The organism is Streptomyces broussonetiae (assembly GCF_009796285.1).
In the GTDB taxonomy this organism is placed as follows: Bacteria; Actinomycetota; Actinomycetes; order Streptomycetales; family Streptomycetaceae; genus Streptomyces; species Streptomyces broussonetiae.
The window spans coordinates 2,273,106-2,299,355 of sequence record NZ_CP047020.1 but is presented as its reverse complement, the minus strand read 5'-3'; the positions used below and the strand labels follow the sequence as shown (position 1 = coordinate 2,299,355).

The following is a 26,250-nucleotide window of genomic DNA, read 5'->3' as shown; positions in this document are numbered from 1 at the left end:
AGGAGGCCGGGGCGGGCCTAACGGGCCGAGACGGCCTGCCAGACCGTCACGACGAGCGACCCCACGGCCGTGAGCGCGGCCAGCGAGGGCAGCGGCCAGCGCGCGTGTTCGAGCGAGACCAGGCGGGAGTTCAGCTCGTCCAGTTCCTTGGCGGTCTCCTTGGTGCGGTGACTGAGCAGCGCCAGCCCTCCCTCGACCTTGGCGTAGGCCACATCGAGGCGGCGCCGTAACTCTGCGAGTTCTTCCTGAACCACGGGATGCTCCTGATCGGCGGTCACGGGTCGGCTCCTTTCGGTAGTCGGTACGGATGGTTCCGCATCCCTTGCATGCGCATGAGGAGTCAACTCGCCTGGTGGACGCGTGGGGAGCGTGTGCGACGGGCATATGCGTGCCCGGCGCGCACACGGTGTGTGAAACAGATGAGCCCGGCACCGAGTGCGGTGCCGGGCAGTAAGGAGTAGCTCTGTGTGATCAGGCGTAGGTGTAGAAGCCCGAGCCGGTCTTCCGGCCCAGCCGGCCCGCCTCGACCATGCGCTGCAGCAGCGGGGGAGCGGCGTACAGCGGCTCCTTGTACTCGGCGTACATCGAGTTGGCGATCGAGACGATGGTGTCCAGGCCGATCAGGTCGGACAGCCTCAGCGGGCCCATCGGGTGGGCGCAGCCCATCTCCATGCCGTTGTCGATGTCCTCGCGGCTGGCGATGCCCGACTCGAACATCCGGATCGCGGAGAGCAGGTAGGGCACGAGCAGTGCGTTGACCACGAAGCCGGAGCGGTCCTGGGCCCGGATGGCGTGCTTGCCGAGCACCTTCTCGGCGAAGAGCTGGGCGCGGCTGAGGGTGCCCTCGGAGGTGGTGAGCGCCGGGATCAGCTCGACCAGCTTCTGCACCGGGGCCGGGTTGAAGAAGTGGATGCCGACCACGTGGTCCGGGCGGGAGGTGGCGACGGCCAGCTTCACCAGCGGGATCGAGGAGGTGTTGGAGGCCAGGATCGCGTCCGGCCGGGTCACCACCTGGTCGAGCACCTGGAAGATCTCCGTCTTCACCGGCTCGCTCTCCACGACGGCCTCGATCACCAGGTCGCGGTCGGCGAACTCGCCGAGGTCCGTGGTGAAGCTCAGCCGCGCCTGCGTGGAGTCCCGCTCCTCCTCGGTGATCTTGCCGCGCTCGGCAGCCTTGGACAGGGAGTTGAACAGCCGGGTACGGCCGATCTCCAGCGCCTCACCGGTGGTCTCGGCGACCTTCACGTCCAGTCCGGCGCGGGCGCACACCTCGGCGATGCCCGCGCCCATCTGGCCGCAGCCCACGACTCCGACGCGCGCAATGTCTCCCGCTGGGATGCCCGTCACATCGACCCCTTCGCTGATCTACGGCACTCGCAGACCTCCGGGTTTCGGTGCCTGCTCCGACCGTGCACGTTACCGCCAAGTATCGATGATCGATCGCGCGGGTAGGGGCATCCTGGAGCCCGGGACGATCCGTGACGGAGCGGATCCTGAGCGTGTGGGGGTGTACGGATGGGGCCACTGTCACGGCGGGCCTTCGCCTTGGCGGCACTGACGTCGCTGGTCACGGCGCCGGGCGCGGTGGCGCTGCCGGGTGCCGGAGCGCCGGTGCGCCGGCCACGGGGCACCACCGAGATGCGCGGCGTGTGGGTCGCGACGGTCGCGAACCGGGACTGGCCGTCCCAGCCCGGACTGCCGGCCGACGAGCAGTGCAGGGAGCTGATCGCCCATCTGGACAGGGCGGTCCGTGACCGGCTCAACACGGTGATCCTCCAGGTGCGGCCCACTGCCGATGCCCTGTGGCCGTCCCCCTACGAGCCCTGGTCCGAGTTCCTCGCCGGAACGCAGGGCCGGGATCCAGGCTGGGACCCGCTGGGCACCGCCGTGCGGGAGGCCCACGCCCGGGGCCTGGAGCTGCACGCCTGGTGCAATCCGTACCGGATCGCACTCGACACCGACCTCGACCGGCTGGCCCCCACGCACCCGGCCCGGGAGCACCCCGACTGGGTGGTGGCCTACGGCGGCAAGCTCTACTACAACCCGGGCCTGCCTCAGGTCCGGGCCTTCGTCCGGCGGGCGATGCTCGACGCGGTCGCGAAGTACCCGGTCGACGCCGTCCACTTCGACGACTACTTCTACCCTTACCCGGTCGCCGGGCAGACGTTCGACGACGACGAGGCCTACGACCGCTACGGCGGTGACTTCGGCAGCCGGGCCGCGTGGCGGCGGGACAACATCAACAAACTGGTGCAGGAGATGGCCGCCGGCATCCGGCGGGTGCGGCCCGGCACCCGGTTCGGGATCAGCCCCTTCGGGGTGTGGCGCAACGCCTCGACCGACCCGCGCGGCTCCGACACCCAGGCGGGCGTGCAGACGTACGACGACCTGTGCGCGGACACCCGCAGATGGGTCCGCGAGCACTGGATCGACTACATCGTTCCGCAGCTGTACTGGAACATCGGCTTCGCCGCCGCCGACTACGCGAAACTCGTCGACTGGTGGGCGGCGGTCGCGAAGGGCACGAGGACCCGCCTGTACATCGGCGAGGCCCTGTACAAGGCGGGTGCCGCCGGGCAGCCCTCGGCCTGGCAGGATCCCGTCGAGCTGTCCCGGCACCTCACCCTTGCCGCCCGCCGCCCGCAGGTGCGCGGGCATGTGTTCTTCGCCGCGAAGGACGTGGCGGCCGACCCGATCGGTGCGATGGCGCGTGTGGTCGCCGATCACTACGAGCGATCGGCGAAGCCACCACGGTGAGCTAGCGCCGCCGCTCTTCCTTGTGCTTGACCTGGCAGTCGGGTCCGGGGGACATGATCGACTCGTGCCCGTTCTCGGACCGGACGCGGTAGGGCGGGGTGCCCTCGGGGCCGAGTACTTCGACGACTTCTACTTCATGGTCGTGTTGGCCGACCACCCTGCCGTGCTGGACCAGGTGGTCACCCTTGGATGCGCGCATCTGCCGGTCCTCCTCACGATCACGACCGCTGAGTGACGGCGATGCACACGAGCACTGCGACGGCGGTCAGGGGAGCCGCCGCCGTGAACTGCTCGCCCAGCAGCAGCGCCGACCACACCAGTGTGAGCAGCGGCTGAGCCAACTGCAACTGGCTGGCCCGGGGGATCCCGATGACCGCCATCCCCCGGTACCAGACGATCAGGCCGAGGAACTGCGAGCCCAGCGCCACCCACAGCAGACCCACGATCCCGTGCCAGGTCGGATGCACGGGCTCGGACGTCAGCGCCACCGCGGCGATCGGCACGGTCAGCGGCGTGCACAGCACCAGCGCCCAGCCGATGACCTGCCAGCCCGGCATCATCCGGGCCAGTCGCCCGCCCTCGGTGTATCCGGCCGCGCACACCAGCAGGGCCGCGAAGAGACAGCCGTCGGCGGCCGTGAGCGCGCCGCCGTTCTGGGTGAGGGTGAAGACGACCACGGCCGCGGCCCCCGCGAGGGCGGCCAGCCAGAACCGGCGCGAGTGGCGGCTGCCCATGCGCACCGACGAGAGCACCGCGGTGGTCAGCGGCAGGAGCCCCACCACGACGGCGGCGTGCGCGGTGGTGGAGGTCTCCAGGGCGAGTGTGGTCAGCAGCGGGAAGCCGAGCACGACACCGGCGCCGACGACGGCAAGCCCGGGCAGATGCCGCCGCTCGGGCAGCGGCACGCGCAGGGCCAGCAGACAGCCGCCCGCGACGAGTGCGGCGAGGACACAGCGCGCGGCCACCAGCGACCACGGGCCGAACCCCTCCAGGCCCCAGGCGGTGGCCGGGAAGGTCAGGGAGAAGGAGGCGACACCGAGGAGGGCCAGGGCGGTGCCGGGGCCACGCCGCTCGCGCGGAGCGGTGACCGCTATCGAAGTTGATGCAGTAGCGCTACTCTGTGTCTTCATGCATCAGCGTAGCAGTGTCAGCGAATTGGCGGATCTTCTCCGAAGGGACCTTGACCGCTACTCTCCAGGGGGAAAGCTCCCGTCGAGCCGGGCGCTGGTCGAGCGGTTCCGGGTGAGTCCGGTGACCGTCTCGCGGGCGCTGGCCCAGCTGGCCGCCGAGGGGCTGGTGGTCACCCGGCCCGGGGCCGGTGCCTTCCGGGCCCGGCCGCGCGCGGCGGGGACCCCGGCCGGGGACACCTCCTGGCAGGAGGTCGCGCTGAGCGCCGACGGCGCCGCCGAACTCGTCCCGCGCACGGTGGACGCCTCGGGGGTCACGGTCTCGCTGGCCGTCCCGCCGCCCGGTGTGCTGGAGTTCAACGGCGGCTATCTGCACCCCTCCCTCCAGCCCGAGCGGGCCATGGCGGCGGCCCTGGCCCGGGCCGGACGGCGGCCCGGCGTCTGGGGGAGGCCGCCCCTGGAGGGGCTGCCCGAGCTGCGGGAATGGTTCGCGCGCGGCATCGGCGGGGCCGTCACCGCAGCCGAGGTGCTGATCGCGGCGGGCGGGCAGTCCGCCCTGGCCACCGCCCTGCGCGCGCTCGCCCCGCCCGGCGCCCCCGTGCTCGTGGAGTCACCGACCTACCCGGGCATGCTGGCGCTCGCGCGCGCCGCCGGACTGCGCCCGGTACCGGTGCCCGTGGACCCCGACGGCGTGCGGCCCGAGCTGCTCGCGGACGCCTTCCGGGCCAGTGGTGCCCGGGTGTTCGTCTGCCAGCCCCTGTTCCAGAACCCGACCGGTGCCGTGCTGGCCCCCGAGCGGCGCGCCGAGGTGCTGCGCATCGCCCGTGAGGCCGGCGCGTTCGTCGTCGAGGACGACTTCGTGCGGCGCCTCGTGCACGCCGACGCGGGCCCGCTGCCCCGCCCGCTGGCCGCCGACGACCCGGACGGCGTTGTTGTGCACGTCGGCTCACTGACCAAGGCGACCTCGCCCAGTTTCCGGGTGAGCGCCCTGGCCGCGCACGGGCCGGTGCTGGAGCGCCTGCGCGCCATCCAGGTCGTGGACAGCTTCTTCGTGCCCCGGCCGCTGCAGGAGGCGGCCCTGGAACTGGTGGGCTCCCCGGCCTGGCCGCGCCATCTGCGGGCGCTGTCGGCCGAGTTGAAGGAACGGCGCGACGCGATGACGGCCGCGCTCGCGACGCACCTGCCCGAACTCGCCCTGCCGCACATCCCGTCCGGCGGCTACCACCTCTGGCTGCGCCTGCCCGACGGCACTGGGGGCACCGACCAGGCTTTCGGCTCCGGGGGAGAGTCCGCGCTCACCGCGGCCGCCCTGCGCGCGGGCGTCGCCCTCACCCCGGGCCGCCCGTACTTCAGCGCCGAACCCCCTGCCGCCCACCTGCGGCTGAGCTTCGCGGCGGTGGCCGGGACCGGAGAGATCACGGAGGGTGTGCGGCGGCTGCGGGCGGCCTGCGACGAGGTGTTCTAGGGCAGAATCACCCGGGCGCTGCCGAACTCCGGCGACGCGAACTCGGCCGAGGGCGACGACGAACGAAAAGGATGTCAGGTGCCACTGACATCCCTGCGATCATCATCCGATGAGCGAGACATCGGACCTCCCCGACGGCTACGAGTTCTCGGCCGACACCGCCCGCGTGGACGTCGAGCGCGTCCATGGCTGGCTGTCCACCGACGCCTACTGGGCGATCGGCCGGCCCCGCGAGAAGCACGAGCGGGCGATGGCGTCGTCGATCAACTTCGGGATGTACGACACGGCCACCGGGGAGCAGGTGGCGTACGCGCGCGTGGTCACCGATCAGGCGCTGTTCGCCTGGCTCGCCGATGTGTACGTCGACCCGTCGGTGCGCGGCAAGGGTGTCGGCACGGCCTTCGTCGGCCGCGTCCGTGATCACCTGAAGCCGTACGGCCTGCGCCGCATGCTGCTCGCCACGGCGGACGCGCACGCGGTGTACGAGAAGGTGGGCTTCGCTCCGCTGGAGCGGCCCGAGGAGTGGATGATCCACCTCTTCGAGTGAGGAACCTTTCGAGCAGGAGCCTTCCGAACGGAGACTTTTCGAGTAGGCGCCCGCACACCCGGCGTAACTCACAGGCAACACCCCTTGACCTGCGTTCCGTCGCGGCTCACCATCACCGCATGCCACTGAGGGTGACCTTTGTCGCCGCCGCGCGCAGCGCCCCGCTGCTCGCGGAGCGCTTCGAGGACGACCGGCCGCTGGACCAGGCCGGCTGGGACGAGGTGCAGCGCGTCGCCGGGGACCTGCTGCCGCTGGCCGGCGCCGAGCTGCGCTACTGTTCGCCGACCCCGCGCAGCCGGGCCACCGGTGACGTCCTGGGGTACACCCCGCTGGTCCAGCCGGCGCTGCGGGACTGCGACATGGGCCGCTGGCGCGGGCTGACCCTGGGCGAGGCGATGGCCCGCGAGCCGGACGCGGTGGACGCCTGGCTCGCCGATCCCCGTGCCACCCCGCACGGCGGCGAGTCCCTGCTGGCGTTCATCTCCCGGGTCGGCGGCTGGCTCGACACCCGGCCGGCGGAGGACGGTGCCCGGATCGTCGCCGTCGCCGAACCCGCCGTGGTCCGTGCGGCCCTGGTCTACGCCCTGAAGGCGCCGCCCGCGACCTACTGGAACATCGACGTGCGCCCGCTGTCCACGACCAGCGTGACCGGCCGCGCGGGCCGCTGGAACCTCCGCTTCGACGCCGCTTCCGCTCAGCCCTCGCGCACGTAGTCGGTGGTGAGCAGGAGGTCTTTCGCGGGTCCGCCGACGCGCCAGACGGTGCGCCAGTGGTCGGCGTCCGGAACGGTGAACTCACCCCGGTAGAGATCGGCCGCGCACGGATGGTCGGCGACGTACCGCCCCGTGCCGAGGTCCAGCAGGTGGAAGGGCCGTCCGTCGGCGAAGCGTACGTCGGCCGTGCCCGGGGCGGCCCCCGGCAGGAAGCGCAGCGTCCGGGTCGCGGGCCGGGTCACGCCCTGCCAGGTGAAGTCCCCGGACTCCTCGTGCAGCAGCCCGCCGCCGGCCAGCGGGCCGAAGAGGGTCGCCCCGACGAAGCGTCCCTCGTCCCCGCTCGCCCGATCGTGCACGCTCCGCTCGACACGCCAGCGTCCGGCCAGATGGGCCAGCACATCGGCGACCGGCCAGAACTCTCCCATCGCCGCACTCCTTCCCGGCACCGCCCGCCCCGCAGGCGTGCCCGTACCTCTTCCCTATTCTGCCGTGCGGCATTGTGCCGTTCGCAGCACAGACCGCGGTCCGGTGCGTTCACCTGCACCTTCCCGGCGGACTCCGTCACGTTCCCCGGGATCAGGCAGAAGCAGCCGGCTGCCCCGTGGGCCGCTGTCCGAGCGGCAGCAGCCCACGCTCGGCGAAGACCTTCTTCGCGGCGAAGGTCGCGTTGAGCGCCTTGGGTATGCCGCAGTAGACGGCGGAGTGCAGCAGGGCCTCCGTGATCTGCTCCGGCGTGAGGCCCACGTTCAGGGCGGCGTTCACATGCACGTCCAGCTGGGCCTCGCAGCCGCCGAGCGCGGTGAGCATGCCGAGGGTGACCAACTGCCGGTCGCGCGGGGCGAGTCCGGGACGGTCGTAGATCTCCCCGAAGGCCCAGGTGACGATCTGGTGGCCCAGCTCGGGGCTGATGTCGGCGAGCGAGTCGACGACCCGCTGCCCGGCCTCGCCGTCCACCTTCTTGAGGACCTCCAGGCCGTGGGCGAAGCGCTCTTCACGGGTGGTGCTCTCGCTCATGCCTGCTCGTCCGTTCCCGGCCGCTGTTCGTCCAGCAGCCGCTCATAGTGCTCGATCTTGTCGTCCAGCGCGGAGGCGTTGCGCCGCAGTGCCCGCATGCGGTCGGCCAGTTCGGCGCGGTGCTCCCGGAGCATCGCCAGCCGGTCGGCGACCGTCGTGTCCCCTTCCGCCCGCAACCGGGCGTAACGCTGCATGTCGGAGATCGACATGCCCGTCTCGCGCAGCCGCAGCAGGAATTCCAGCCAGAGCAGGTCCGCCGCCTCGTAGCGACGCTGGTTGCCGGTGGTCCGGCCGACCCGCTCGATCAGGCCGGCCTTCTCGTAGTACCGCAACGTGTCGTGGCTCAGGCCCGTGCGCTCGGCGACCTGGGCGATGGTCCACGACGCTTCCCGGTCCTGCGGGAGAGGCTGTCCGCTGGTCATGACAACAACGGTAGAACCTGGAGCGCGCTCCAGGTCAAGGTCTTTCCGCGATCATCTGCCGAAGTACTCTTGAGCTGCGCGGACGCCTTCCACCAGGGCGTCCACCTCGGCCGGGGTGTTGTACACGTAGAAGCTCGCCCGGGTTGTCGCCGGGATGCCGTAGCGCCTGACGATCGGCCGGGCGCAGTGATGGCCGACCCGGACGGCCACGCCCCGCTCGTCCAGTACCTGTCCGACGTCGTGCGGGTGGATGCCGTCGACCGTGAAGGAGACGGCCGAGCCCCGGCCGGTGGGATCGGCGGGGCCGACGATCCGCACGCCCGGCACTTCGGCGAGCAGGGTCAGGGCGCGGGCGGTGAGCGTGTCCTCGTACGCCGCGACCTCCGCCATGCCGAGGCGCTCCAGGTACTCCACCGCCGCCGCGAGGCCCACTGCCTGGGAGGTCATCGGCACGCCCGCCTCGAAGCGCTGCGGCGGTGGCAGGAACGTGGTGCGGTCCATCTCCACGATCTCGATCATCGAGCCCCCGGTGAGGAACGGCGGCAGGTCCGCGAGCAGCTCCGCGCGGCCCCACAGCACGCCGACCCCGTTCGGGCCGAGCATCTTGTGCCCGGAGAAGGCGAGGAAGTCCGCGCCCAGTTCCGTGACGTCGACCGGACGGTGCGGCACCGACTGGGCACCGTCCACGACCACCAGCGTCCCGAACGCATGGGCGCGGTCGGCCAGTTCGCGCACCGGGTTGATGGTGCCGAGAACGTTGGACTGATGGCTCAGGGCGAGCACCTTGGTGCGCTCGTCCAGCAGCTCATCGGCCCGGGAGAGGTCGAGCCGGCCCTCGTCGGTGAGACCGAACCAGTCGAGCCGCGCCCCGGTCCGCTCCGCGAGCTGCTGCCAGGGGACCAGGTTCGCGTGATGCTCCATCTCCGTCACCACGATCCGGTCACCGGGGCCGAGCCGGCCGGCGTTGCCCAGGGCGTAGGCGACGAGATTGATGCCCTCGGTGGTGTTGCGGGTGAAGACCACCTCGGCGGCGGCGGCCCCGATGAACCGGGCGACCGTGACCCGGGCCTGCTCGTACGCCTCCGTCGCCTCGCCCGCCAGCTGGTGCGCGCCGCGGTGCACGGCCGCGTTGCGGTGCAGGTAGAAGTCCCGCTCGGCGTCGAGGACCTGCAGGGGTTTCTGCGTGGTGGCGCCGGAGTCCAGGTAGACGAGCGGGACACCACCGTCCAGGGTCCGCTCCAGGATGGGGAAGTCCTTGCGCAACGCGTCCACGTCGAAGGCCACGGCGGTTCACCTCTCACGGTTCTTCTCACGGCTTTCGGGAAATTCACCGTGAGTCACGCTAAGCCCTCCTCATGGAGAACCGCAAGGATTACCATCAGGACCGTGGATCACGAGGCCTCTGTCTACCTGCATCAGCTCCCGGTCCCCGGCGAGGACCGTTATGTCTCGCTGGCGCTGGTCAACACACGGTTCGCCGTCAGTCACGGCCGGGTCGACCTGCTCGACGGCACCGAGGCCGCCCATCTGTGGCTGGTCCGGCACGGGCTGCTGCCCGACCGGGTGGACCTCGACGGCAGGCAGTCGGGCCGGCTGTGCGCCCTGCGCGAGGCGCTGCGCGCCCTGTTCGAGGCCCGGGCCACCGGAACGCACCCGGCCGACGCGCCCCTCGACACCCTGAACGCGGCTCTCGCGGCCGCGCCCGCCACCCCCCGGCTCGACTGGGGTGCCGACGGCCCGCGCCGTGCCGACGTCCCCGATGCCGGCAACCCGGCCGCCGCGCCGCTCTTTCTGCTCGCCGAGGACGCGGCCGACCTCCTCACCGGCGCCGACGCCGCCCAGCTCGCCGAGTGTTCGGCTCAGGGGTGCGCCCGCTGGTTCCTGCGCTCCCACGGTGCCCGCCGCTGGTGCACCACCCGATGCGGCAACCGGGTCCGGGCGGCCCGGGCCTACGCGGCCCGCAAGGACCGGTGACGGCGCCGCCGTCGGCCGCCCTTCCGTGGGGCTTTTCCATGGCGAAAACTCCTGTTGTCCTCGCCGGAGCCTGCCCATAGTTTCCTGATCACCGGCGCACGCCGTCGTTCCGCAGCAGTTGATTGCATAAAACTGCAGCGATACGTATAGTCATGCCATCAAGAGGAGGATGGACATGGCGGTACGTGCGGCGGTGGCCGGAGCGAGCGGATACGCGGGCGGAGAGATCCTGCGTCTGCTCCTCGCACACCCCGAGGTCGAGATCGGTGCCCTGACCGGAAACTCCAACGCCGGCCAGCGTCTCGGCGCGCTCCAGCCGCATCTGCTGCCGCTGGCCGACCGGGTCCTCGCCGAGACCACGGCCGGGAACCTCGCCGGTCACGACGTGGTCTTCCTGGCGCTGCCCCACGGGCAGTCCGCCGCCGTCGCCGAGCGGCTCGGCCCCGATGTCCTCGTGGTCGACATGGGCGCCGACTTCCGGCTGCAGGACCCCGCCGACTGGGAGCGGTTCTACGGCTCCGCGCACGCCGGAACCTGGCCCTACGGCCTGCCCGAACTGCCGGGTGCCCGTGCGCGGCTCACAGGGGCCAGGCGCATCGCGGTCCCCGGTTGTTACCCCACCGCCGTCACCCTCGCCCTGTTCCCGGCCTACGCGGCCTCACTTGCCGAGCCCGAAGCGGTGATCGTCGCCGCGTCCGGCACCTCCGGCGCGGGCAAGGCCCCCAAGCCGCATCTGCTCGGCAGCGAGGTCATGGGCTCCATGTCGCCGTACGGCGTCGGCGGCGGCCACCGGCACACCCCCGAGATGATCCAGAACCTCAGCTCGGCCGCCGGGGAGCGGATCGCCGTCTCCTTCACGCCGACCCTGGCGCCGATGCCCCGGGGCATCCTCGCCACGTGCAGCGCGTCGGCCGTAGCGGGGGCGACGGCGGACTCCGTCCGCGCCGCCTACGAGAAGGCCTACGCCGACGAGCCCTTCGTCCGGCTGCTCCCCGAGGGGCAGTGGCCGGCGACCGCGTCCGTCCACGGTTCCAACGCCGTTCACGTGCAGGTCGCGTACGACGAGAGCGTGGGCCGCATCATCGCGATCAGTGCCATCGACAACCTCACCAAGGGCACCGCGGGCGGTGCCGTCCAGAGCATGAACATCGCCCTGGGTCTCGACGAGACCACTGGCCTTACGACGATCGGAGTCGCACCGTGAGCGTCACGGCTGCCAAGGGATTCGCGGCGGCGGGCATCGCCGCCGGGATCAAGGAGAACGGCAACCCCGACCTGGCCCTCGTGGTCAACAACGGGCCGCGCCGCGCCGCCGCCGGTGTCTTCACCTCCAACCGTGTGAAGGCCGCGCCGGTGCAGTGGTCCGAGCAGGTGCTCAGGAGCGGCCAGGTCTCGGCGGTCGTCCTCAACTCCGGGGGTGCCAACGCCTGTACGGGCCCCAAGGGCTTCCAGGACACCCACGCCACCGCCGAGAAGGTCGCCGAGGTGCTCGGCCGCGGCGCCATCGAGGTCGCCGTCTGCTCCACCGGCCTCATCGGCGTCCTGCTCCCCATGGACAAGCTGCTGCCCGGCATCGACACGGCCGCCGCCCAGCTGTCCGAGCACGGCGGTGAGAAGGCCGCCATCGCCATCAAGACCACCGACACCGTCCACAAGACCTCCGTGGTCACCGGGGAGGGCTGGACGGTGGGCGGCATGGCCAAGGGGGCCGGCATGCTCGCGCCCGGCCTCGCCACCATGCTGGTCGTCCTCACCACCGACGCCGACGTCGACAGCGAGACCCTGGACCGGGCCCTGCGCGGCGCCACCAAGGTCACCTTCGACCGCGTCGACTCCGACGGCTGCATGTCCACCAACGACACCGTCCTGCTGCTCGCCTCCGGCTCCTCGGGCATCACCCCGGGGGAGGAGGAGTTCGCCGACGCGGTCCGCGCCGTCTGCGCCGACCTCGGCCGGCAGCTCATCGGCGACGCCGAGGGCGCCAGCAAGGACATCAAGGTCGAGGTGGTCAACGCGGCCACCGAGGAGGACGCCGTCGAGGTGGGCCGCTCCATCGCCCGCAACAACCTCCTCAAGTGCGCGATCCACGGCGAGGACCCCAACTGGGGCCGTGTGCTCTCCGCGATCGGCACGACGAGCGCCGCCTTCGAGCCGGACCGGCTGAACGTCGCCATCAACGGCGTCTGGGTGTGCAAGAACGGCTCCGTCGGCGAGGACCGCGAGGAGGTCGACATGCGCTACCGCGAGGTGCACGTCGTCGCCGACCTGGCCGCGGGCACCGAGACCGCGACGATCTGGACCAACGACCTGACCGCCGAGTACGTCCACGAGAACAGCGCCTACTCCTCATGAGCACCACGCGTAAGCACACGGCCCTGCCGAAGGCCCAGATCCTCATCGAGGCGCTGCCCTGGCTCACCCGGCACCACGGCAGGATCGTCGTCATCAAGTTCGGCGGCAACGCCATGGTGGACGAGGACCTGAAGGCCGCCTTCGCCCAGGACGTCGTCTTCCTCAGGCACGCCGGCCTCAAGCCCGTCGTCGTGCACGGCGGCGGCCCGCAGATCAGCGCCGCCCTCGACCGGCACGGCATCGTCAGCGAGTTCAAGGCGGGCCTGCGCGTCACCACCGAGGACGCCATGGACGTCGTACGGATGGTGCTGGCCGGCCAGGTGCAGCGCGAGCTGGTCGGCCTGCTCAACCAGCACGGCCCGTTCGCCGTCGGCCTCACCGGCGAGGACGCGCACACCATCACCGCCACGAGGCACACCCCGCAGATCGACGGCGAGCCGGTCGACATCGGCCGGGTCGGCGAGATCACCGAGATCGACACCGGAGCGATCGAGGCCCTGCTCGCGGACGGCCGGATCCCGGTCGTCTCCTCCATCGCCCGCTCCCAGGACGACGGACATGTCTACAACGTCAATGCTGATACGGCGGCTGCGGCACTCGCTGCTGCTCTGGGCGCCGAAACCCTCATGGTCCTCACCGACGTCGAGGGACTCTACGAGGACTGGCCGCACTCCGACGAGGTGATCAGCCGGCTCACCGCGTCCCAACTGGAAAAACTGCTGCCGGAGTTGAGTTCCGGCATGGTGCCCAAGATGGAGGGCTGTCTGCACGCCGTGCGAGGCGGCGTGCGCACAGCCCGCGTCATCGACGGCCGGGTCCAGCACTCGATCCTGCTGGAGATCTTCACCGACGAGGGCATCGGCACCATGGTCGTGCCCGACGAAGCCGAGGGGGACAAGTCATGACGGGCAACCAGGAGCTGACCGCGCGGTGGCAGGGCGCGCTCATGCACAACTACGGCACTCCGCGGCTGCCCCTCGTGCGCGGTGCCGGCCTGAAGGTGTGGGACGCCGAGGGCCGGGAGTACTACGACTTCGTCGGCGGTATCGCCACCAACGCCCTCGGCCACGCCCACCCGGCGATCGTCGAGGCCGTCACCGAGCAGATCGCCTCGCTCGGCCACATCTCCAACTTCTTCATGGCCGAGCCCACCGTCGCCCTCGCCGAACGGCTGCTCCAGCTCTTCGGCCGCGAGGGCCGGGTCTTCTTCTGCAACTCCGGCGCCGAGGCGAACGAGGCCGCCTTCAAGATCGGCCGGCTGACCGGGCGCACCCACGTCGTCGCCACGGAGGGCGGCTTCCACGGCCGGACGATGGGCGCCCTCGCGCTCACCGGCCAGCCCGCCAAGCAGGACCCGTTCCGCCCGCTGCCCGCCGACGTCACCCACGTCCCCTACGGCGACGCGCAGGCGCTGGCCGCCGCGGTCACCGAGGAGACGGCCCTGGTGGTCATCGAGCCGGTCCAGGGCGAGAACGGTGTGGTCGTGCCCCCGCCCGGCTACCTCAAGGCCGCCCGCGCGATCACCGCCGCCACCGGCGCCCTGCTGGTCCTCGACGAGGTGCAGACCGGCATCGGCCGCACCGGCACCTGGTTCGAGTACCAGGCCCACGAGGGCGTGCTGCCCGACGTCGTGACCCTGGCCAAGCAGCTCGGCGGCGGACTGCCGCTCGGCGCCACCGTGGCCTTCGGCCGCGCCGCCGACCTGCTCCAGCCCGGCCAGCACGGCACGACCTTCGGCGGCAACCCCGTCGCCTGCGCCGCGGGACTCGCAGTGCTCGACACCATCGAGGGCGAGGGCCTGCTGGAGAACGTCAAGCGGCAGAGCGCCGCGCTGCGCGAGGGAATCGAGGCGCTGGGCCACCCGCTGATCGATTATGTTCGGGGTGCCGGTCTGCTGCTGGGTATCGTGCTCACCGGGCCGCGCGCACAGCAGGTGCAGCAGGCGGCCCAGGAGGCCGGGTTCCTGGTGAACGCGCCCGCCCCGGACGTCGTACGGCTGATGCCGCCGCTGAACCTCCGCGACGACGAGGTGGGTGCGCTGCTCGAGGCGCTGCCCGGCATCCTCGACGCAGCGAACCCGGTGGACGGGGACGGACGATCCGGAGAATGAGACGACGATGAGCGAGTCGCAGGAACACGACCAGGCGGGTGCCGGCCCGGCCGTACCGCAGACCCGCACCGCACGGCACCGCCGGATCGTGGACATCCTCAACCGGCAGCCGGTGCGGTCGCAGAGCCAGCTGGCCAAGCTGCTCGCCGACGACGGGCTGAGCGTCACCCAGGCGACGCTCTCCCGGGACCTCGACGAGCTGAACGCGGTGAAGATCCGCAACACCGACGGCGACCTGATCTACGCGGTGCCGAGCGAGGGCGGCTTTCGCACCCCGCGTGCGCCGCTGGGCGAGTCGGCGAAGGAGGAGCGGATGCGGCGCCTGTCCCAGGAGCTGCTGATCTCCGCCGAGGCCTCGGCCAACCTCGTGGTCCTGCGCACCCCGCCGGGTGCCGCCCAGTTCCTCGCCTCGGCCATCGACCAGGCCGAGCTGCACGACATCCTCGGCACCATCGCCGGTGACGACACCCTGATGCTGATCAGCCGGAATCCGACCGGCGGCCAGGCACTGGCGGACCATCTGCTGCGACTGGCCCAGAACGGGAACTGAGCCCGCATACGGCGCCCACCCGTCGGCGGAGACCGGGAAGGTGATCTTCCGCGACGGGCGGGCGGGGGGGTGCCTCTATGAAGCTTCTATGTCCCGTCAACCCCCAATTCGGCCGCGGCGGCGTTGTTGAGATGACGGTAGAGGCGTCGGGCGAGGTAGCGCTTGAGGCAGCGGCGGATCTCGCGGTCTGTCTTGCCTTCGGCCCGCCGTCGGTCAACGTAGGCGCGGGTTTGCGGGTGATGCACCATGCGGACCATCGCGATGACGTTCAGAGCTCGGTTGAGACGCCTGTCGCCGCCGCGATTGAGGCGGTGGCGAGTGGTGTTGCCCGAGGAGGCGGGTATGGGGCTCACTCCGGCGAGGGCGGCGAACGCGGCCTCGTCACGGACCCGTCCCGGGTGGGACCAGGCGACCAGGACGGTGGCAGCGGTGACGGGGCCGATCCCTGTTTCCTCGGGGAGGCCGGCCGCAGGGCTGGCGTCAACGAGCTCGCCTATCCGGTTCATGTTGTCCGCGATTTCCGTGTCAAGGGCGAGGATCCTCTTGGCCAGACGGACGGCCTCGGTGCGGGCCGTCGTGGCGGCGAGGTCCTCCTCACGGGGGCGCCAGCGGGCGATTTCGCCGATCTGCCTGGCGCTGAGGGGACGGCGGGCGTCTATGCCGAGGTCGGCGATGCGCACAAGGGCAGTCAAGGCGTTCACGGCCCTGGTCCGCTCGCTGGTGAGCTCGTCCCGGGAGGTGAGGAGGATCTGTGCTGCCGCCCGAACCCCCTCGTCCATTCGTGGAGTGCGCAGCTGTTCTTCGGGGAGCGGAAGCACGGCAGCGGCTATCCGCCGGGCGTCGATCGGGTCGGATTTGCCGATGCCGCGGCGGCCGGCGCGGCCCATTCTGGCGGCTTCAACCACCTGGTAGCCGGCGCGTGCCGTCTGGCGGGCGATCTGGGCTCCGTAACTGCCCGCCCCCTCGATCACCCACAGAGCACCGAGGTCTCCACCAGTGCGACGTCCAGCCCAGTTGATGGCTCGTGCCCTGCCAGCGTGGGTGTTGGGGAATGCCTCCGTGCCCAGGTGCTCACCACTGGAGGCGAGCACGGCGTAAGTGTGCGTTTTGGCGTGGGTGTCGACGCCGATGATGAATGAATGCGCCTGGGCGACAATGGTGTTCACGCGATCAGGGTTCCTCTCCGTGAGGCGGTGGTCCCGGTCGCTGCGGACCGGCGCCGTGCCCGGGAGAGGTCACTTCGAGGCAGAACTGTGACGGGCCACGGCCCTTTGGGGCCGGGCAGGCTTCTTATCAGGCCACCGAGGTGGGCCGGGTCGGCGCCGACCGCCCGCCATAGTCGGACAGTTCATAGGCAAGGCACCCGTGGGGGCCACTTTTGTCACGAGTCACGACTACGACGAGGCGACCGACGTCAACCCTGCCAGCCGGTCCCGGACCAGCCAGATGAAGACTCACATTTCGTCAAGCGAGGCGTGGGGTTCTGGGTTCGTAGAAGGTGCCGTCGCGGAGCATCGCGAACAGCACGTTGATCCGCTGGCGTGCCAGGCGGAGAAGTGCCTGGGTGTGGGTCTTCCCGCGGGCTCGGCAGCGGTCGTAGTAGGTGCGGGAGGCGGGATCGTGCAGGGCGGCGAATGCGGACAGGAACATCGCGCGTTTGAGCTGCCGGTTGCCGCCTCTGGGCGCGTGTTCGCCGTGGATCGAGGTCCCGGACGACTTCGTCGTCGGTGCGAGGCCGGCGTAGGAGGCCAGGTGGGCGGCGGTGGGGAAGCTGGTGCCGTCGCCGACGGTGACCAGCAAAGTGGCGGCGGTCCTGACCGCGACCCCCGGAATCGAGGTCAGGACCGCGGAAAGAGGGTGAGCCTCCAGCAGTTGCCCGATCTGTGTTTCCAGAGCTCGTCGCTGTTCGTGGACGGCCGCTAGCGAGCGGGCCAGCGACGGGATCACGAGGTCGAGCGTGCCGGTCCCGGGGACGACGACGGTCTGCTCGTCGAGGGCGTCGAAGATCTCGTCGATCAGTCGCTGAGCCATGCGCGGGGCCTTGGGCCGGATGACTTCAACCAGCCTGCGACGACCGGCCTTTCGCAGGGCGGCCGGAGATCCGTAGCGTTCCAGCAGCCAGGTCACGGCCGGGTGGTCCAGACGCGGCCCGAGGACGCGTTCCAGGCTGGGGTGGAACTGGGTGAGCAGGCCGCGTATCCGGTTGGAGGTGCGGGTGGCCTCTGCCGCCAGGTCCTGGTCGAAGCCCGCCAGCACGGTCAGCTCGGCGGTGATCTCGTCGGTCAGTTCCAGCGAGCGCAGGGTGTGCGGCATCGTCCTCGCGGCGTCAGCGATCACGGCCGCGTCGCGGGCGTCGGTCTTCGCCTCGCCCGGGTAGAGATCGGCGATCCGCCGCATCGAGAGTCCGGGCAGGTAGGCAACCTTGCAGCCGGCGTCCCGGGCGACCGTCAGAGGCAGGGCTCCGATCGAGGCGGGCTGGTCCACGATCACCAGCACGGTGCCGAACTTCGTGGCCAGCTTGTCGAAGACGGCCCGCAATTTCGGCTCGCTGTTGGGCAGCTGCTTGTCGAAGACCTTCTTCCCGGCCGGGGTCAGCCCGTGCCCGTGATGGGCGCTCTTGCCGACGTCCAGACCGAGAAAGACGCCCACGTCGTCGATGTCGTCCAACCCATCCTCCCGAACGGGGTTCGTGCGGTGCTGGCCAGGGCGTTGGCGTCGTATGCGCGCATCCACGTTATGCAGACCTGCCGCCCGCAAGCGGCCGGGCATTGCACCAGGCCAGGCGGTAGTCGGACCTCTCATCAGCGTCTCCAACGGCGCCTCCCGGGCCCGGTGACACCACCCCCCAGGTCATCTCTTCGACAGGGGGGAACAGTCATGCCGGGCCCGGAGGCCAGCGGTCCCGTTGCGGAACCGCGAAGAAGATAACGGGGGGGGCGGACAATCCCGTCCGAGGACCACTCCCGGTAACCTCGCCGGAAAACCTCGCGGTCAGCCCAGCCGTGCCGCCAGCCCCCCGGTGCAGCGCACCTCGTCGCCCGCGGTGATCAGCAGGCCCTCCACGTCCGGCAGGGACTCCAGCCACGCGGATCCGGCCCGCGAGCCCATGGCGAAGGCCGCCGTGGCCCAGCAGTCCACCCATGTCAGCCGCGGCCCGACCACCGTCACGGCGACCAGGTCCGTCACCGCGGGCTTCCCCGTGCGCGGATCCACGATGTGCGCGCCGCGCTCGGCCGTACCCGAGGTCGCCACCGACAGCTCGGCCACCCCCGCCGCCGAGACCACCGCCGCAAGGCCGCCCGGCCGCAGCGGATCGGCCACCCCCACCCGCCACGGCCGCTGCGGCTCCGGGGAGCCGAGCAGCTGCACGTCCCCACCGCCGTTGACGCTGACCCCGCACACCCCGTCGACCTCCGCCAGCCGCCGTGCCGCCCGCTCGGCGGCCCAGCCCTTGACGATGCCGGTGGGATCCAGGGCACCCCGGTAACGCGGGCTGAACCAGCCCTCGCTCACCCGCTCCGCCTCGGCCGCCAGCTCCAGCACCTCGGCCAGCTCGGGAGCGCACTCGGCGACGGTCAGTTCACCCCGGGCCAGCCGGGAGACCTCGCTGTCCTCGCGGTAGGTGGAGAAGAGCGCGTCGACCCGGTGCAGGCCCGCGACCGCCTCCGCCAGCGCCGCGTGTACCGCTCGGTGTTCCCCGCCGCGGACGTCGAAGGAGAAGACCGTCCCCATGACCTCCTCCGCATGGCGCACCGCGGCGGGAGCATCGGCCGGCCCGGTCACCGTGTCAGCCACCGGCCTGGTCCAGCGCCGACTGGAGCGACTGCTTGTAGCCGGTGCTGGTGTAGGTGGCTCCGGAGACGGTGTCGATGGTCGCGCTTCCGGCCGCCACGGCCTCCTGGTTGAGCTTGGGGACGGCCATCGCCGTCTTCTGATCGCTCAGGCCGCCCTTGGGTGCCTGGACGGCCGAGGCCTGGGCGATCCTGCCGCCGCTCACGGTGATCCGCACCTGCACCGGACCGTACTGGGTCTGCGCGACCTTCCCGGTGACCGTACGGGCCTGCGCGGCACCCGAGGAGCCGGAGGAGCCCGAAGAACGCGAGGAGCCGGAAGAGCCGGAAGAACCCGAGGAGCCGGCGGTACCCGAAGCACCTGCCGAGCCCGAGGAGCCCGCCGATCCGGCCGACTTCATCCTGTCCAGCGCCGACTGGAGCGACTTCTTGTAGCCGTTGCTCGTGTACGTCGCCCCGGACACCGCGTCGATCCGGGCGCTCTGCGCCGCCACGGCCTCCTGGTTGAGCTTGGGGACGGCCTTCGCCGTCTTCTGGTCGCTCAGGCCGCCCCTCGGCGCCTGGACCGCCTGTGCGTGGGTGATCTTCCCGCCCGCGACGGTCAGCCGTACCTGCACGACCCCGTACTGCGTCTGCGTCGCGTCACCGGTCACCGTGCCGGTGGTCGCGCCGGCCGGCTGCGTCCCGCCCTGTGTCGAGGCCTGCGCCCCCGCGGTCTGCTGCGGGGCGGCGCCCGCCGCGGCCGACGTCGGATCGGATGCCGGCTTCAGCGACAGCAGCAGCACGACGCCGGACACGCTCGCGGCCGTGACCAGCACGATCCGCCGAAGGGGGTGGCTCTTCCTCATCTCTGTGACAGCTCCCGCTCACATCTCGAACGACTCGTGGTGGATGCGGCGGGCGGGGACTCCCGCGCCGCGCAGCGCCTCGTACACCGACTGTGCGAACCCGGCCGGACCGCACATGAAGACATCGTGCCGGTCGATGTCAGGGATCTTCCGCTGGAGGTTCTCCGCGGAGATGTCCGGCCGCTCGCCCTCCGGGCTGTTCACCGCGTACATCAGCCGGGCACCGCGCTCGTCGGCGATCTTCGCCAGCTCGTCCCACAGGGCCAGGTCCTGCGTGGTGTTGGCCCGGTAGAGCAGCGTGATGTCCCCGGCCGCGCCGGGCAGGGTCTCGAACAGCGCCCGCATCGGAGTGATCCCGACCCCGCCCGCGACCAGCAGCACCTTGCCCCGGCTGCGGCGCTGCGCGGTCATCGCCCCGTAGGGGCCCTCGGCCCACACCCGGGTGCCGGGCGTCAGTTCGCGCAGCCGGGCGCTGTGGTCGCCGATCGCCTTCACGGTGATCCGCAGCATGTCCGGGCGGGGCGCCGCCGACAGCGAGTACGGGTGCGAGCTGAAGCGCATCCCGGGGGCCAGGAACCGCCAGCGGAAGAACTGGCCCGCCTCGGCCCCCATCCGGTGCAGCTTCTGCCCGCTGATCAGCACCGACACAATGCCCGGCGTCTCCTCGACGACCGCCTCGACCCGCATCCGGTGCCGGACGTTCAGCCGGATCGGGGTGAGGATCCGGTACCAGATCACCAGCGCGGTCACCGAGCCGTACAGGCCGTACCAGAAGGTCTTGGTGACCGGCTCGAGCGCGAAGTCGTTGCCGTCGGTGATCTGGTGCCAGAACGTCAGGAACACCGCCGCGTAGGTCAGCAGATGCACGTGGTACCAGGTGTCGTACGGCAGCCGGCGGCGCACCGCGCCGATCGAGGTCAGCCCGATGAGCACGAACAGCCCGGCGCCGATGGCCGCCTTGCCCATGTCGGGCAGCTGATTGATGGAGTCGACGGTCTGCTGGACGATGTAGCTCAGCGACTTGCCCGCCTGGCGCGCGTACCCCCACATGATGAGGAACACGTGCGCGACGACCAGGCAGAGCGTGTAGCGGCCGCTCATCGCGTGCCAGCGGGCCACCCGGTCCGAGCCGACCCGCCGCTCCAGCGCAGGGACGCGGGCCATCTGGAGGACGACCAGCGCCATCAGATAGCCGGCGAGCAGACCGGTGATCCGGCCCGCGTTGACGATCCGGCCGGTGTCGTCGGCGATGGACGGTGTGTTGTGCCACCACAGCCACAGCACGGCCACCGCGCCCGCCCACACGGCGAGCAGCAGCGGGACGGCCGGGGAGCGGCGCGGGCGGATGCGGCGCATCGTCTGTCGGCGGGCGGCACGGCCGCCGGCGAGGGTGGTGGTCACGGTTCCTCCGTGGGGACTCGGCCCTTGGCCCACAGGTACGTGCCGCATGCGCCGAGTGTTCAGCGGCCTGCCGCGTCCAGTGCGGACTGCAGTGACTGCCGGTAGCCGGTGCTGGTGTAGGTGGCGCCCGAGACCATGTCGATCTGCGCGCCCTGCGCGGCCAGCGCCTCGCGCCGCAGCTGGGGGAGGGCGTAGCTGTTGATCTCCTGGTCGTGCGGGTTGTCCTGCGGGTACTGCAGGGCCGTCACGTCCGTGAGCCTGCCGCCCTTGACCGTCACCCGCACCTGGACCGGGCCCCAGCGGGTCTGGACGGTGTCGCCGGTGGCTGTCCTCGTGCCGGTCCTGGTGCCGTTCTTCGCACCCGAGGCGGAGGGGCCCGGGGCACTCGAAGGGGCCGAACCGCTCGATACGGCCGGCGACTTGGCGTCGGCCGTGGCCAGCGCGGGGCTGGCGTGCGGCTTCAGCGACAGCAGCAGCACCGTTCCGCAGACCGTCGCGGCACTGGCCAGCACGATCCGACGGAGCGGGCGGTTCTTCCTCAACGCGTGCACGTCTGGGGCCTCACAACTCTCGCAGCTCTCGGAACTCTCGAAACGGTCACAGCTCGAACGACTCGTGGTGGATCCGGCGGTCCGGGACCCCGGCCGCCCGCAGCGCCTCGTACACGTCCCGCGCGAAGCCGTGCGGGCCGCAGAGATAGACGTCGTGGCCGGCGATCCCGGGAAACGTCGCGCGCAGTGCGTCGGCCGAGAGGTCCGGGCGCTCCCCGCCGGGCCCGTTCAGCGCGAACAGCACCTGCGCGCCGCGCCGGCGGGCGATCGACTCCAGCTCGCCGCCGAGCGCCAGATCCTCGGCACCGCGCGCCCGGTACAGCAGGGTGATCTCGCCGGGCAGCGTCTCGAACAGTGCGCGCAGCGGGGTGACCCCGACACCGGCCGCGATCAGCAGCGAACGGTGACTGGTGGCCCGCTCGGCGGTCAGCGAGCCGTAGGGGCCCTCCGCCCACACCCGGGTGCCGGGCCGCAGCAGCGGGACGGCCGCGCTGTGGTCACCGAGCGCCTTGACGGTGATGCGCAGCAGGTCGGGGCGCGGCGGCGCCGACAGCGAGTACGGCGTCGACGTCCAGGCCATGCCCTCGCCGAGGAACCGCCAGCGGAAGAACTGCCCGGGCCGTGCCCCCAGCTCGTCCAGGTGCCGGCCGCGTACGACGACCGAGTACACACCCGGCGCCTCCCGGTGCACCGACTCGACCCGCAGCCGGTGGCGCCGGTTGAGCCGGACCGGGGCGAGGATCCGGAACCACAGCACCAGGGCCGCGACACCCAGGTACAGCGCGTACCACAGGGCGGTCGCCACCGGCTTGCCGTTGAACTCGTCGCCCAGCGTCAGCTGGTGGAAGAAGGCCAGGAAGACGGCCGCGTAGGTGAGCAGGTGGACGTAGTACCAGAACTCGTGGCTGGTACGGCGGCGCACCGCCCGGGCCGAGGTGATGCCGACCGCGAGCAGGATCAGCGCGCCGGCGGTGGCCTTGAGCATGTCCGGATAGTCCAGCACGACGGTCACCGTCTCGTGCCAGAACGACGCGTGGTCCTGGGCGGCGTACCCGGCGAGGATCAGCACGACGTGCAGGGCGAGCAGGCAGACCGTGTACCGGCCGGCCATCGCGTGCCAGCGGGCCACCCGGTCCGAGCCGACCCGGTTCTCCAGCAGCGGCACCCGCGCCATCAGGCCGACCAGCACCGCGCAGGCGTACCCGCACAGCAGCCCGGCGATCCGCCCGGCGCCGGTCAGCCAGCCGGCCGTGCCGACCACCGAACCGGTCCCGGACCACCACAGCGCCAGCGCGCCCGCCGCCCCGGCCCACAGCACGGCCAGCACGGGCCCCGCCGGGGAACGCCGTGCGGCCAAGGGCACGGGCGGGGCCGTCCGCCGCGCATCCACCGTGGTCATAGGTTCAGCGTCCTTTCGTCCGTCATGCCCGGTCACTGTGCCCGGGAAATTTCTCAGTCACCTCTGAGCGACGCCGCTGACCAGGGCTTTCGACAGGGGACTCAGAGGGGTTTCTCATCCGGCGTTCAGCGGGGCGGGGTGCGCAGTGGTGAGCGCACTCACAGAAAACTCAGAGGGGAGGCGGTAGGACCCACCCCTCGGCAGGGGCGATGCTGGGAGACGCGATGAACACCACCCGTTCCGGCCGACCCGCCCTCACCCGCCCCGACGGCACCCCGCTGCGCGTCCTCGTCGTCGACGACGACCCCGACCTCGCGGAGGTGCTCACCGGCGCCCTGCGCTACGAGGGCTGGGAGGTACGTGCCGCCGCCGACGGCGCCGCCGCACTCGGCGCCGCCCGCGAGCTGCTGCCCGACGCCGTCGTCCTCGACGTGATGCTCCCCGACACCGACGGTTTCGCCGTACTGCGCCGGTTGCACGAGGTGAAGCCCGACGTCTGCGTGCTCTTTCTCACGGCACGGGACGCGGTCGAGGACCGGATCGCCGGCATCACCGCGGGCGGCGACGACTACGTCACCAAGCCCTTCAGCCTGGAGGAGGTCGTCGCCCGGCTGCGCGGCCTGCTGCGCCGCGCGGGCATGGCCCGCCAGCTGGAGGACGGGCCGCGGCTGGTCGTGGGCGACCTGGTGATGGACGAGGAGGCCCGCGAGGTGACCCGGGCCGGTGAGCTGGTCGAACTGTCGCCGACCGAGTTCGAACTCCTCCGCTTCCTCATGCACAACCCGCGTCGCGTGCTCAGCAAGGCACAGATCCTCGACCGGGTCTGGTCCTACGACTTCGGCGGCCGGGCCCATGTGGTCGAGCTGTACATCTCCTACCTGCGCAAAAAGGTCGACGCGGGCCGCGAGCCCATGATCCACACCGTGCGCGGCGCGGGTTACGTACTCAAGCCGGTGGCCCGGTGAGGCTCCCACGGCGGCTGCCCCACCCGAGTGACGTGCGCCGGCTGCCCCGGCCGCGCACCCTGCGCGCCCGGCTCATCGCCGGTCTGGTCGTGCTCCTTGCGATCAGCTGCGCCGCGGTCGGCGGGGCGGCCGTGGTCGAGCTGAACGGCTTCCTCACCAGCCGGCTCGACCAGCAGCTCCAGCAGGCCGGCCCCGCCTTTGCGCAGAGCCTGGAACACGGCGCCCGCAAGCCCTCGGACCACGACGGCGACGAGCACGGCGACACCCGCCGCCAGGCCGCCGAGACGTTCGGTGCCCGCCTGCTGAACGGCCAGGTCACCAGCGCGGCGGTCGTGCCCGCCAGCGACAGACAGGACCTCGGTGTCCGGCTGACCGCCGCCGACCGCGCGGCCCTTGCCAGGGTCCCGGCGGACGGCAGGGGCCACACCGTGTGCCTGTCGCGGCTGCGGGACTACCGGCTGATGGCCTGGCGCGGCCGGGACGGCGACGTGCTGGTCACCGGGCTGCCGACGGAGCCGGTACGGGCCGCGGTGCGACGCCTCGAACTGGTCGCGGTGGTCGTCCTCGGCCTGGCTCTGACCGCCGCCGGCGTGGCCGGGGCCCTGTGGGTCCGCTGGTCGCTGCGCCCGCTCAGCCGGGTCGCCGCGACCGCGACCCGGGTCAGCGAGCTGTCCTTGGCCAGTGGCGAGGTGACCCTGCCGCCGCGCGCCCCGGACAGCGACCCGCGCAGCGAGGTCGGCCAGGTGGCGGCGGCGTTCAACCGCATGCTGCGGCACGTCGAGGACGCCCTGACCAAACGGCACGCCAGCGAGGAACGGCTGCGCCGCTTCGCCGCCGACGCCAGCCACGAGCTGCGCACCCCGGTCGCCTCGGTCCGCGGCCACGCCGAACTGGCCCTGCTGCACCCCGGTCCGGTGCCGCCCGGGGTCACCAGGGCCCTGGAGCGCATCAAGGCCGAGTCCTCCCGCTTGGGCGAGATGGTGGACGACCTGCTGCTGCTCGCCCGCCTCGACGCGGGCCGCCCGCTGGAGAGCCGCCCGGTGGACCTGACGCGCCTGGTCCTGGACGCGGTCACGGATGCGCGGGCCGCGGGCCCCGATCACCGCTGGTCCCTGGACCTCCCCGAGGACCCGGTCACGGTCCCGGGCGACGACCACCGCCTCCAACAGGTGTTGGCCAACCTGTTGGCCAACGCACGTTTGCACACGCCCGTGGGCACCAAGGTGACGGTGACCCTGGAGACCGGCACCGACGCGGCCGTCCTGACCGTTCACGACGACGGTCCCGGCGTCCCCGACGAGGTCCAGCCGGGCGTCTTCGAACGCTTCACACGGGCGGAGCACCGCCGCCGCCCGAACGCCTCCGGCGGCGGCGCCGGGCTGGGCCTGTCGATCGTGGCGGCGGTGGCGGAGGCACACGGGGGACGTGTGGAGCTGGAGAGCGGACCGGGCTCCACGGCGTTCACGGTCCGCCTGCCGGTCTGAGGCGGCGCGAGTCCGTATCGACGGGCGACTCCGCCGCTCGATGCGACTTCGCCGCGCGGACGCACGGGGGTCAGTACCCGGTGACCGCCGTGGCTCCGCCGTCGGTCCCGATGGCCACGTGCGGCGCCCTCTCGGGCCTGGCCCAGGCCAGGATGCGGACCATCGCATCCTCCGGAACCGACACACACCCGGCCGTGGCCGCACGCCCGTTGACATGCAGGAAGATGCCGGCGCCGCGTCCGCGCACCGGCCGGTCGTAGTTGAACCCGACGACCAGTCCGTACGCGTACTGCTCCGCGTACGTGATCAGGTGCTCGGACTCGGACGCCCGGCAGTCCTGCGGCAGCGGGTCCACCCAGCGGTTGTACGACGTCGAGTCGTTGTCCTGGCACCACCACGAGCTGTCCTTCACCGCCCGGTACGTGACGCTCGTCCCGCTCGGCGCCGCCTTGATCCCGAAGCCGAAGGGGATGCCGTACAGCCCGGTCGGTGTCGTGTTGGTCCCCTGCTTCCGTGCGGTCCCCTCCACCAGGCCGCCCGACCCGAACCGGGCCGGTGCCTCGCCCGCCTGCACCCACTGTCCGTCCCGCAGGTCCCACCAGGTGAGCGTTCCCGACGTCGAGTCCGTTCCGGGTGCCTGGGCGATGATCAGCTGGCTGCCGCCTCCCGTGTCCTTCATCTGTGCGGGCAGCGGCACGGAACCGGGTCCGGCCGGCGCGGCACCGAGCAGGGCGAGCGAGGACGCGGACACGAGGGCGAGGAGGGCACCGGGGCGCATGG

Annotated in this window: 28 protein-coding genes; 12 read left to right on the top strand and 16 right to left on the bottom strand. The window is 71.7% G+C overall.

The window, feature by feature from the left end:
- Positions 1–17: 17 nt before the first annotated feature.
- Together GQF42_RS10615 and GQF42_RS10610 are read right to left on the bottom strand one after the other, a co-directional pair.
- Positions 18–278 carry a hypothetical protein gene (locus tag GQF42_RS10615; RefSeq protein WP_158919383.1) on the bottom strand — a complete coding sequence of 87 codons (261 nt, stop codon included), beginning with the start codon at positions 276–278 and terminating at the stop codon, positions 18–20.
- Positions 279–471: 193 nt separating this feature from the next.
- Positions 472–1,347 (bottom strand): 3-hydroxybutyryl-CoA dehydrogenase, encoded by an 876-nt coding sequence (locus GQF42_RS10610; RefSeq protein WP_158919382.1) that lies wholly within the window; start codon positions 1,345–1,347, stop codon positions 472–474.
- Positions 1,348–1,515: 168 nt separating this feature from the next.
- Between GQF42_RS10610 and GQF42_RS10605 the strand changes: the two genes are divergently transcribed.
- Positions 1,516–2,757, top strand: coding sequence for a glycoside hydrolase family 10 protein (locus GQF42_RS10605; RefSeq protein ID WP_158919381.1), 1,242 nt, complete (start codon positions 1,516–1,518; stop codon positions 2,755–2,757).
- A gap of 1 nt (position 2,758) precedes the next feature.
- On the opposite strand, the gene GQF42_RS10600 is transcribed toward GQF42_RS10605, so the two are convergent.
- Both GQF42_RS10600 and GQF42_RS10595 read right to left on the bottom strand, forming a co-directional pair.
- A complete protein-coding gene (locus GQF42_RS10600) occupies positions 2,759–2,956 on the bottom strand; it encodes a DUF1918 domain-containing protein (RefSeq protein WP_158919380.1) in 198 nt (65 codons plus the stop codon).
- Positions 2,957–2,975: 19 nt separating this feature from the next.
- Positions 2,976–3,887 carry a DMT family transporter gene (locus GQF42_RS10595; RefSeq protein WP_158919379.1) on the bottom strand — a complete coding sequence of 304 codons (912 nt, stop codon included), beginning with the start codon at positions 3,885–3,887 and terminating at the stop codon, positions 2,976–2,978.
- On the opposite strand from GQF42_RS10595, the gene GQF42_RS10590 reads away from it, so the two are divergent.
- From GQF42_RS10590 to GQF42_RS10580, 3 genes are all read left to right on the top strand, one after another.
- Positions 3,886–5,349: an aminotransferase-like domain-containing protein gene (locus GQF42_RS10590; RefSeq protein WP_158919378.1), complete on the top strand. Its 1,464-nt coding sequence runs from the start codon at positions 3,886–3,888 to the stop codon at positions 5,347–5,349. The genes GQF42_RS10595 and GQF42_RS10590 overlap by 2 nt on opposite strands.
- 109 nt (positions 5,350–5,458) lie before the next feature.
- Positions 5,459–5,896, top strand: coding sequence for a GNAT family N-acetyltransferase (locus tag GQF42_RS10585; protein ID WP_158919377.1), 438 nt, complete (start codon positions 5,459–5,461; stop codon positions 5,894–5,896).
- Positions 5,897–6,015: 119 nt separating this feature from the next.
- Positions 6,016–6,609, top strand: coding sequence for a histidine phosphatase family protein (locus GQF42_RS10580; RefSeq protein ID WP_158919376.1), 594 nt, complete (start codon positions 6,016–6,018; stop codon positions 6,607–6,609).
- Here GQF42_RS10580 and GQF42_RS10575 read toward each other — a convergent pair.
- From GQF42_RS10575 to GQF42_RS10560, 4 genes are all read right to left on the bottom strand, one after another.
- A complete protein-coding gene (locus GQF42_RS10575; protein ID WP_158919375.1) occupies positions 6,591–7,034 on the bottom strand; it encodes a DUF6314 family protein in 444 nt (147 codons plus the stop codon). The two genes, GQF42_RS10580 and GQF42_RS10575, sit on opposite strands and share 19 nt — an antisense overlap.
- A 151-nt stretch (positions 7,035–7,185) precedes the next feature.
- Complete coding sequence (locus tag GQF42_RS10570; protein WP_158919374.1) at positions 7,186–7,623, bottom strand: carboxymuconolactone decarboxylase family protein; 438 nt, start codon at positions 7,621–7,623, stop codon at positions 7,186–7,188.
- Positions 7,620–8,045, bottom strand: a complete 426-nt coding sequence (locus tag GQF42_RS10565; RefSeq protein ID WP_158919373.1) for a MerR family transcriptional regulator — start codon at positions 8,043–8,045, stop codon at positions 7,620–7,622. Before GQF42_RS10565 ends, GQF42_RS10570 begins: the two co-directional genes overlap by 4 nt.
- Before the next feature lie 51 nt (positions 8,046–8,096).
- On the bottom strand, positions 8,097–9,329 hold the full coding sequence (locus GQF42_RS10560; RefSeq protein ID WP_158919372.1) for a cysteine desulfurase: 1,233 nt from the start codon (positions 9,327–9,329) through the stop codon (positions 8,097–8,099).
- A gap of 102 nt (positions 9,330–9,431) precedes the next feature.
- Here GQF42_RS10560 and GQF42_RS10555 point away from each other — a divergent pair, with 102 nt between their 5' ends.
- The 6 genes from GQF42_RS10555 (at position 9,432) to GQF42_RS10530 (ending at position 15,031) form a co-directional block, all read left to right on the top strand.
- Positions 9,432–10,019: a CGNR zinc finger domain-containing protein gene (locus tag GQF42_RS10555; RefSeq protein ID WP_158919371.1), complete on the top strand. Its 588-nt coding sequence runs from the start codon at positions 9,432–9,434 to the stop codon at positions 10,017–10,019.
- Positions 10,020–10,194: 175 nt separating this feature from the next.
- On the top strand, positions 10,195–11,223 hold the full coding sequence (gene argC, locus GQF42_RS10550) for an N-acetyl-gamma-glutamyl-phosphate reductase (RefSeq protein WP_158919370.1): 1,029 nt from the start codon (positions 10,195–10,197) through the stop codon (positions 11,221–11,223).
- A complete protein-coding gene (argJ, locus tag GQF42_RS10545) occupies positions 11,220–12,371 on the top strand; it encodes a bifunctional glutamate N-acetyltransferase/amino-acid acetyltransferase ArgJ (RefSeq protein WP_158919369.1) in 1,152 nt (383 codons plus the stop codon). Before argC ends, argJ begins: the two co-directional genes overlap by 4 nt.
- Positions 12,368–13,276 carry an acetylglutamate kinase gene (argB, locus tag GQF42_RS10540; RefSeq protein WP_158919368.1) on the top strand — a complete coding sequence of 303 codons (909 nt, stop codon included), beginning with the start codon at positions 12,368–12,370 and terminating at the stop codon, positions 13,274–13,276. The genes argJ and argB overlap by 4 nt, the downstream gene beginning before the upstream one ends.
- Entirely contained in the window at positions 13,273–14,481 is a 1,209-nt protein-coding gene (locus GQF42_RS10535; RefSeq protein ID WP_158919367.1) for an acetylornithine transaminase, read from the top strand. Before argB ends, GQF42_RS10535 begins: the two co-directional genes overlap by 4 nt.
- A 7-nt stretch (positions 14,482–14,488) precedes the next feature.
- Entirely contained in the window at positions 14,489–15,031 is a 543-nt protein-coding gene (locus GQF42_RS10530) for an arginine repressor (RefSeq protein WP_158919366.1), read from the top strand.
- 86 nt (positions 15,032–15,117) lie between these two features.
- Here the strand turns inward: GQF42_RS10530 and GQF42_RS10525 are convergent, their stop codons facing one another.
- The 7 genes from GQF42_RS10525 to GQF42_RS10495 all read right to left on the bottom strand — a co-directional run bounded on the left by GQF42_RS10525 (position 15,118) and on the right by GQF42_RS10495 (position 23,021).
- Complete coding sequence (locus tag GQF42_RS10525) at positions 15,118–16,197, bottom strand: IS110 family RNA-guided transposase (RefSeq protein WP_158918164.1); 1,080 nt, start codon at positions 16,195–16,197, stop codon at positions 15,118–15,120.
- A gap of 298 nt (positions 16,198–16,495) precedes the next feature.
- A complete protein-coding gene (locus GQF42_RS10520; RefSeq protein WP_158918162.1) occupies positions 16,496–17,698 on the bottom strand; it encodes an IS110 family RNA-guided transposase in 1,203 nt (400 codons plus the stop codon).
- 324 nt (positions 17,699–18,022) lie between these two features.
- A complete protein-coding gene (locus tag GQF42_RS10515; RefSeq protein ID WP_233273319.1) occupies positions 18,023–18,826 on the bottom strand; it encodes an FAD:protein FMN transferase in 804 nt (267 codons plus the stop codon).
- Positions 18,819–19,670 carry an FMN-binding protein gene (locus tag GQF42_RS10510; protein WP_158919365.1) on the bottom strand — a complete coding sequence of 284 codons (852 nt, stop codon included), beginning with the start codon at positions 19,668–19,670 and terminating at the stop codon, positions 18,819–18,821. Before GQF42_RS10510 ends, GQF42_RS10515 begins: the two co-directional genes overlap by 8 nt.
- Before the next feature lie 18 nt (positions 19,671–19,688).
- On the bottom strand, positions 19,689–21,071 hold the full coding sequence (locus GQF42_RS10505) for a ferredoxin reductase family protein (protein WP_199272637.1): 1,383 nt from the start codon (positions 21,069–21,071) through the stop codon (positions 19,689–19,691).
- A gap of 59 nt (positions 21,072–21,130) precedes the next feature.
- A complete protein-coding gene (locus GQF42_RS10500) occupies positions 21,131–21,622 on the bottom strand; it encodes an FMN-binding protein (protein ID WP_158919364.1) in 492 nt (163 codons plus the stop codon).
- Positions 21,623–21,668: 46 nt separating this feature from the next.
- Entirely contained in the window at positions 21,669–23,021 is a 1,353-nt protein-coding gene (locus GQF42_RS10495; protein ID WP_158919363.1) for a ferredoxin reductase family protein, read from the bottom strand.
- Positions 23,022–23,245: 224 nt separating this feature from the next.
- Between GQF42_RS10495 and GQF42_RS10490 the strand changes: the two genes are divergently transcribed.
- A complete protein-coding gene (locus tag GQF42_RS10490; RefSeq protein WP_158919362.1) occupies positions 23,246–23,986 on the top strand; it encodes a response regulator transcription factor in 741 nt (246 codons plus the stop codon).
- Positions 23,983–25,470 (top strand): sensor histidine kinase, encoded by a 1,488-nt coding sequence (locus tag GQF42_RS10485; RefSeq protein WP_233273318.1) that lies wholly within the window; start codon positions 23,983–23,985, stop codon positions 25,468–25,470. Before GQF42_RS10490 ends, GQF42_RS10485 begins: the two co-directional genes overlap by 4 nt.
- A 70-nt stretch (positions 25,471–25,540) precedes the next feature.
- On the opposite strand, the gene GQF42_RS10480 is transcribed toward GQF42_RS10485, so the two are convergent.
- On the bottom strand, positions 25,541–26,248 hold the full coding sequence (locus GQF42_RS10480; RefSeq protein WP_158919361.1) for a L,D-transpeptidase family protein: 708 nt from the start codon (positions 26,246–26,248) through the stop codon (positions 25,541–25,543).
- Positions 26,249–26,250 lie beyond the last annotated feature (2 nt).

What these genes read in the sequence shown, in the direction of transcription:
- GQF42_RS10565 (WP_158919373.1), bottom strand. Translation starts at nt 8,045, where the DNA reads ATGACCAGCGGACAGCCTCTCCCGCAGGACCGGGAAGCGTCGTGGACC.
- argB (WP_158919368.1), top strand. Translation starts at nt 12,368, where the DNA reads ATGAGCACCACGCGTAAGCACACGGCCCTGCCGAAGGCCCAGATCCTC.
- GQF42_RS10575 (WP_158919375.1), bottom strand. Translation starts at nt 7,034, where the DNA reads ATGGGAGAGTTCTGGCCGGTCGCCGATGTGCTGGCCCATCTGGCCGGA.
- GQF42_RS10490 (WP_158919362.1), top strand. Translation starts at nt 23,246, where the DNA reads ATGAACACCACCCGTTCCGGCCGACCCGCCCTCACCCGCCCCGACGGC.
- GQF42_RS10510 (WP_158919365.1), bottom strand. Translation starts at nt 19,670, where the DNA reads ATGAGGAAGAGCCACCCCCTTCGGCGGATCGTGCTGGTCACGGCCGCG.
- GQF42_RS10600 (WP_158919380.1), bottom strand. Translation starts at nt 2,956, where the DNA reads ATGCGCGCATCCAAGGGTGACCACCTGGTCCAGCACGGCAGGGTGGTC.
- GQF42_RS10495 (WP_158919363.1), bottom strand. Translation starts at nt 23,021, where the DNA reads ATGACCACGGTGGATGCGCGGCGGACGGCCCCGCCCGTGCCCTTGGCC.
- GQF42_RS10480 (WP_158919361.1), bottom strand. Translation starts at nt 26,248, where the DNA reads ATGCGCCCCGGTGCCCTCCTCGCCCTCGTGTCCGCGTCCTCGCTCGCC.
- GQF42_RS10535 (WP_158919367.1), top strand. Translation starts at nt 13,273, where the DNA reads ATGACGGGCAACCAGGAGCTGACCGCGCGGTGGCAGGGCGCGCTCATG.
- GQF42_RS10580 (WP_158919376.1), top strand. Translation starts at nt 6,016, where the DNA reads ATGCCACTGAGGGTGACCTTTGTCGCCGCCGCGCGCAGCGCCCCGCTG.
- GQF42_RS10595 (WP_158919379.1), bottom strand. Translation starts at nt 3,887, where the DNA reads ATGAAGACACAGAGTAGCGCTACTGCATCAACTTCGATAGCGGTCACC.
- GQF42_RS10605 (WP_158919381.1), top strand. Translation starts at nt 1,516, where the DNA reads ATGGGGCCACTGTCACGGCGGGCCTTCGCCTTGGCGGCACTGACGTCG.
- GQF42_RS10530 (WP_158919366.1), top strand. Translation starts at nt 14,489, where the DNA reads ATGAGCGAGTCGCAGGAACACGACCAGGCGGGTGCCGGCCCGGCCGTA.
- argC (WP_158919370.1), top strand. Translation starts at nt 10,195, where the DNA reads ATGGCGGTACGTGCGGCGGTGGCCGGAGCGAGCGGATACGCGGGCGGA.
- GQF42_RS10585 (WP_158919377.1), top strand. Translation starts at nt 5,459, where the DNA reads ATGAGCGAGACATCGGACCTCCCCGACGGCTACGAGTTCTCGGCCGAC.
- GQF42_RS10570 (WP_158919374.1), bottom strand. Translation starts at nt 7,623, where the DNA reads ATGAGCGAGAGCACCACCCGTGAAGAGCGCTTCGCCCACGGCCTGGAG.
- GQF42_RS10590 (WP_158919378.1), top strand. Translation starts at nt 3,886, where the DNA reads ATGCATCAGCGTAGCAGTGTCAGCGAATTGGCGGATCTTCTCCGAAGG.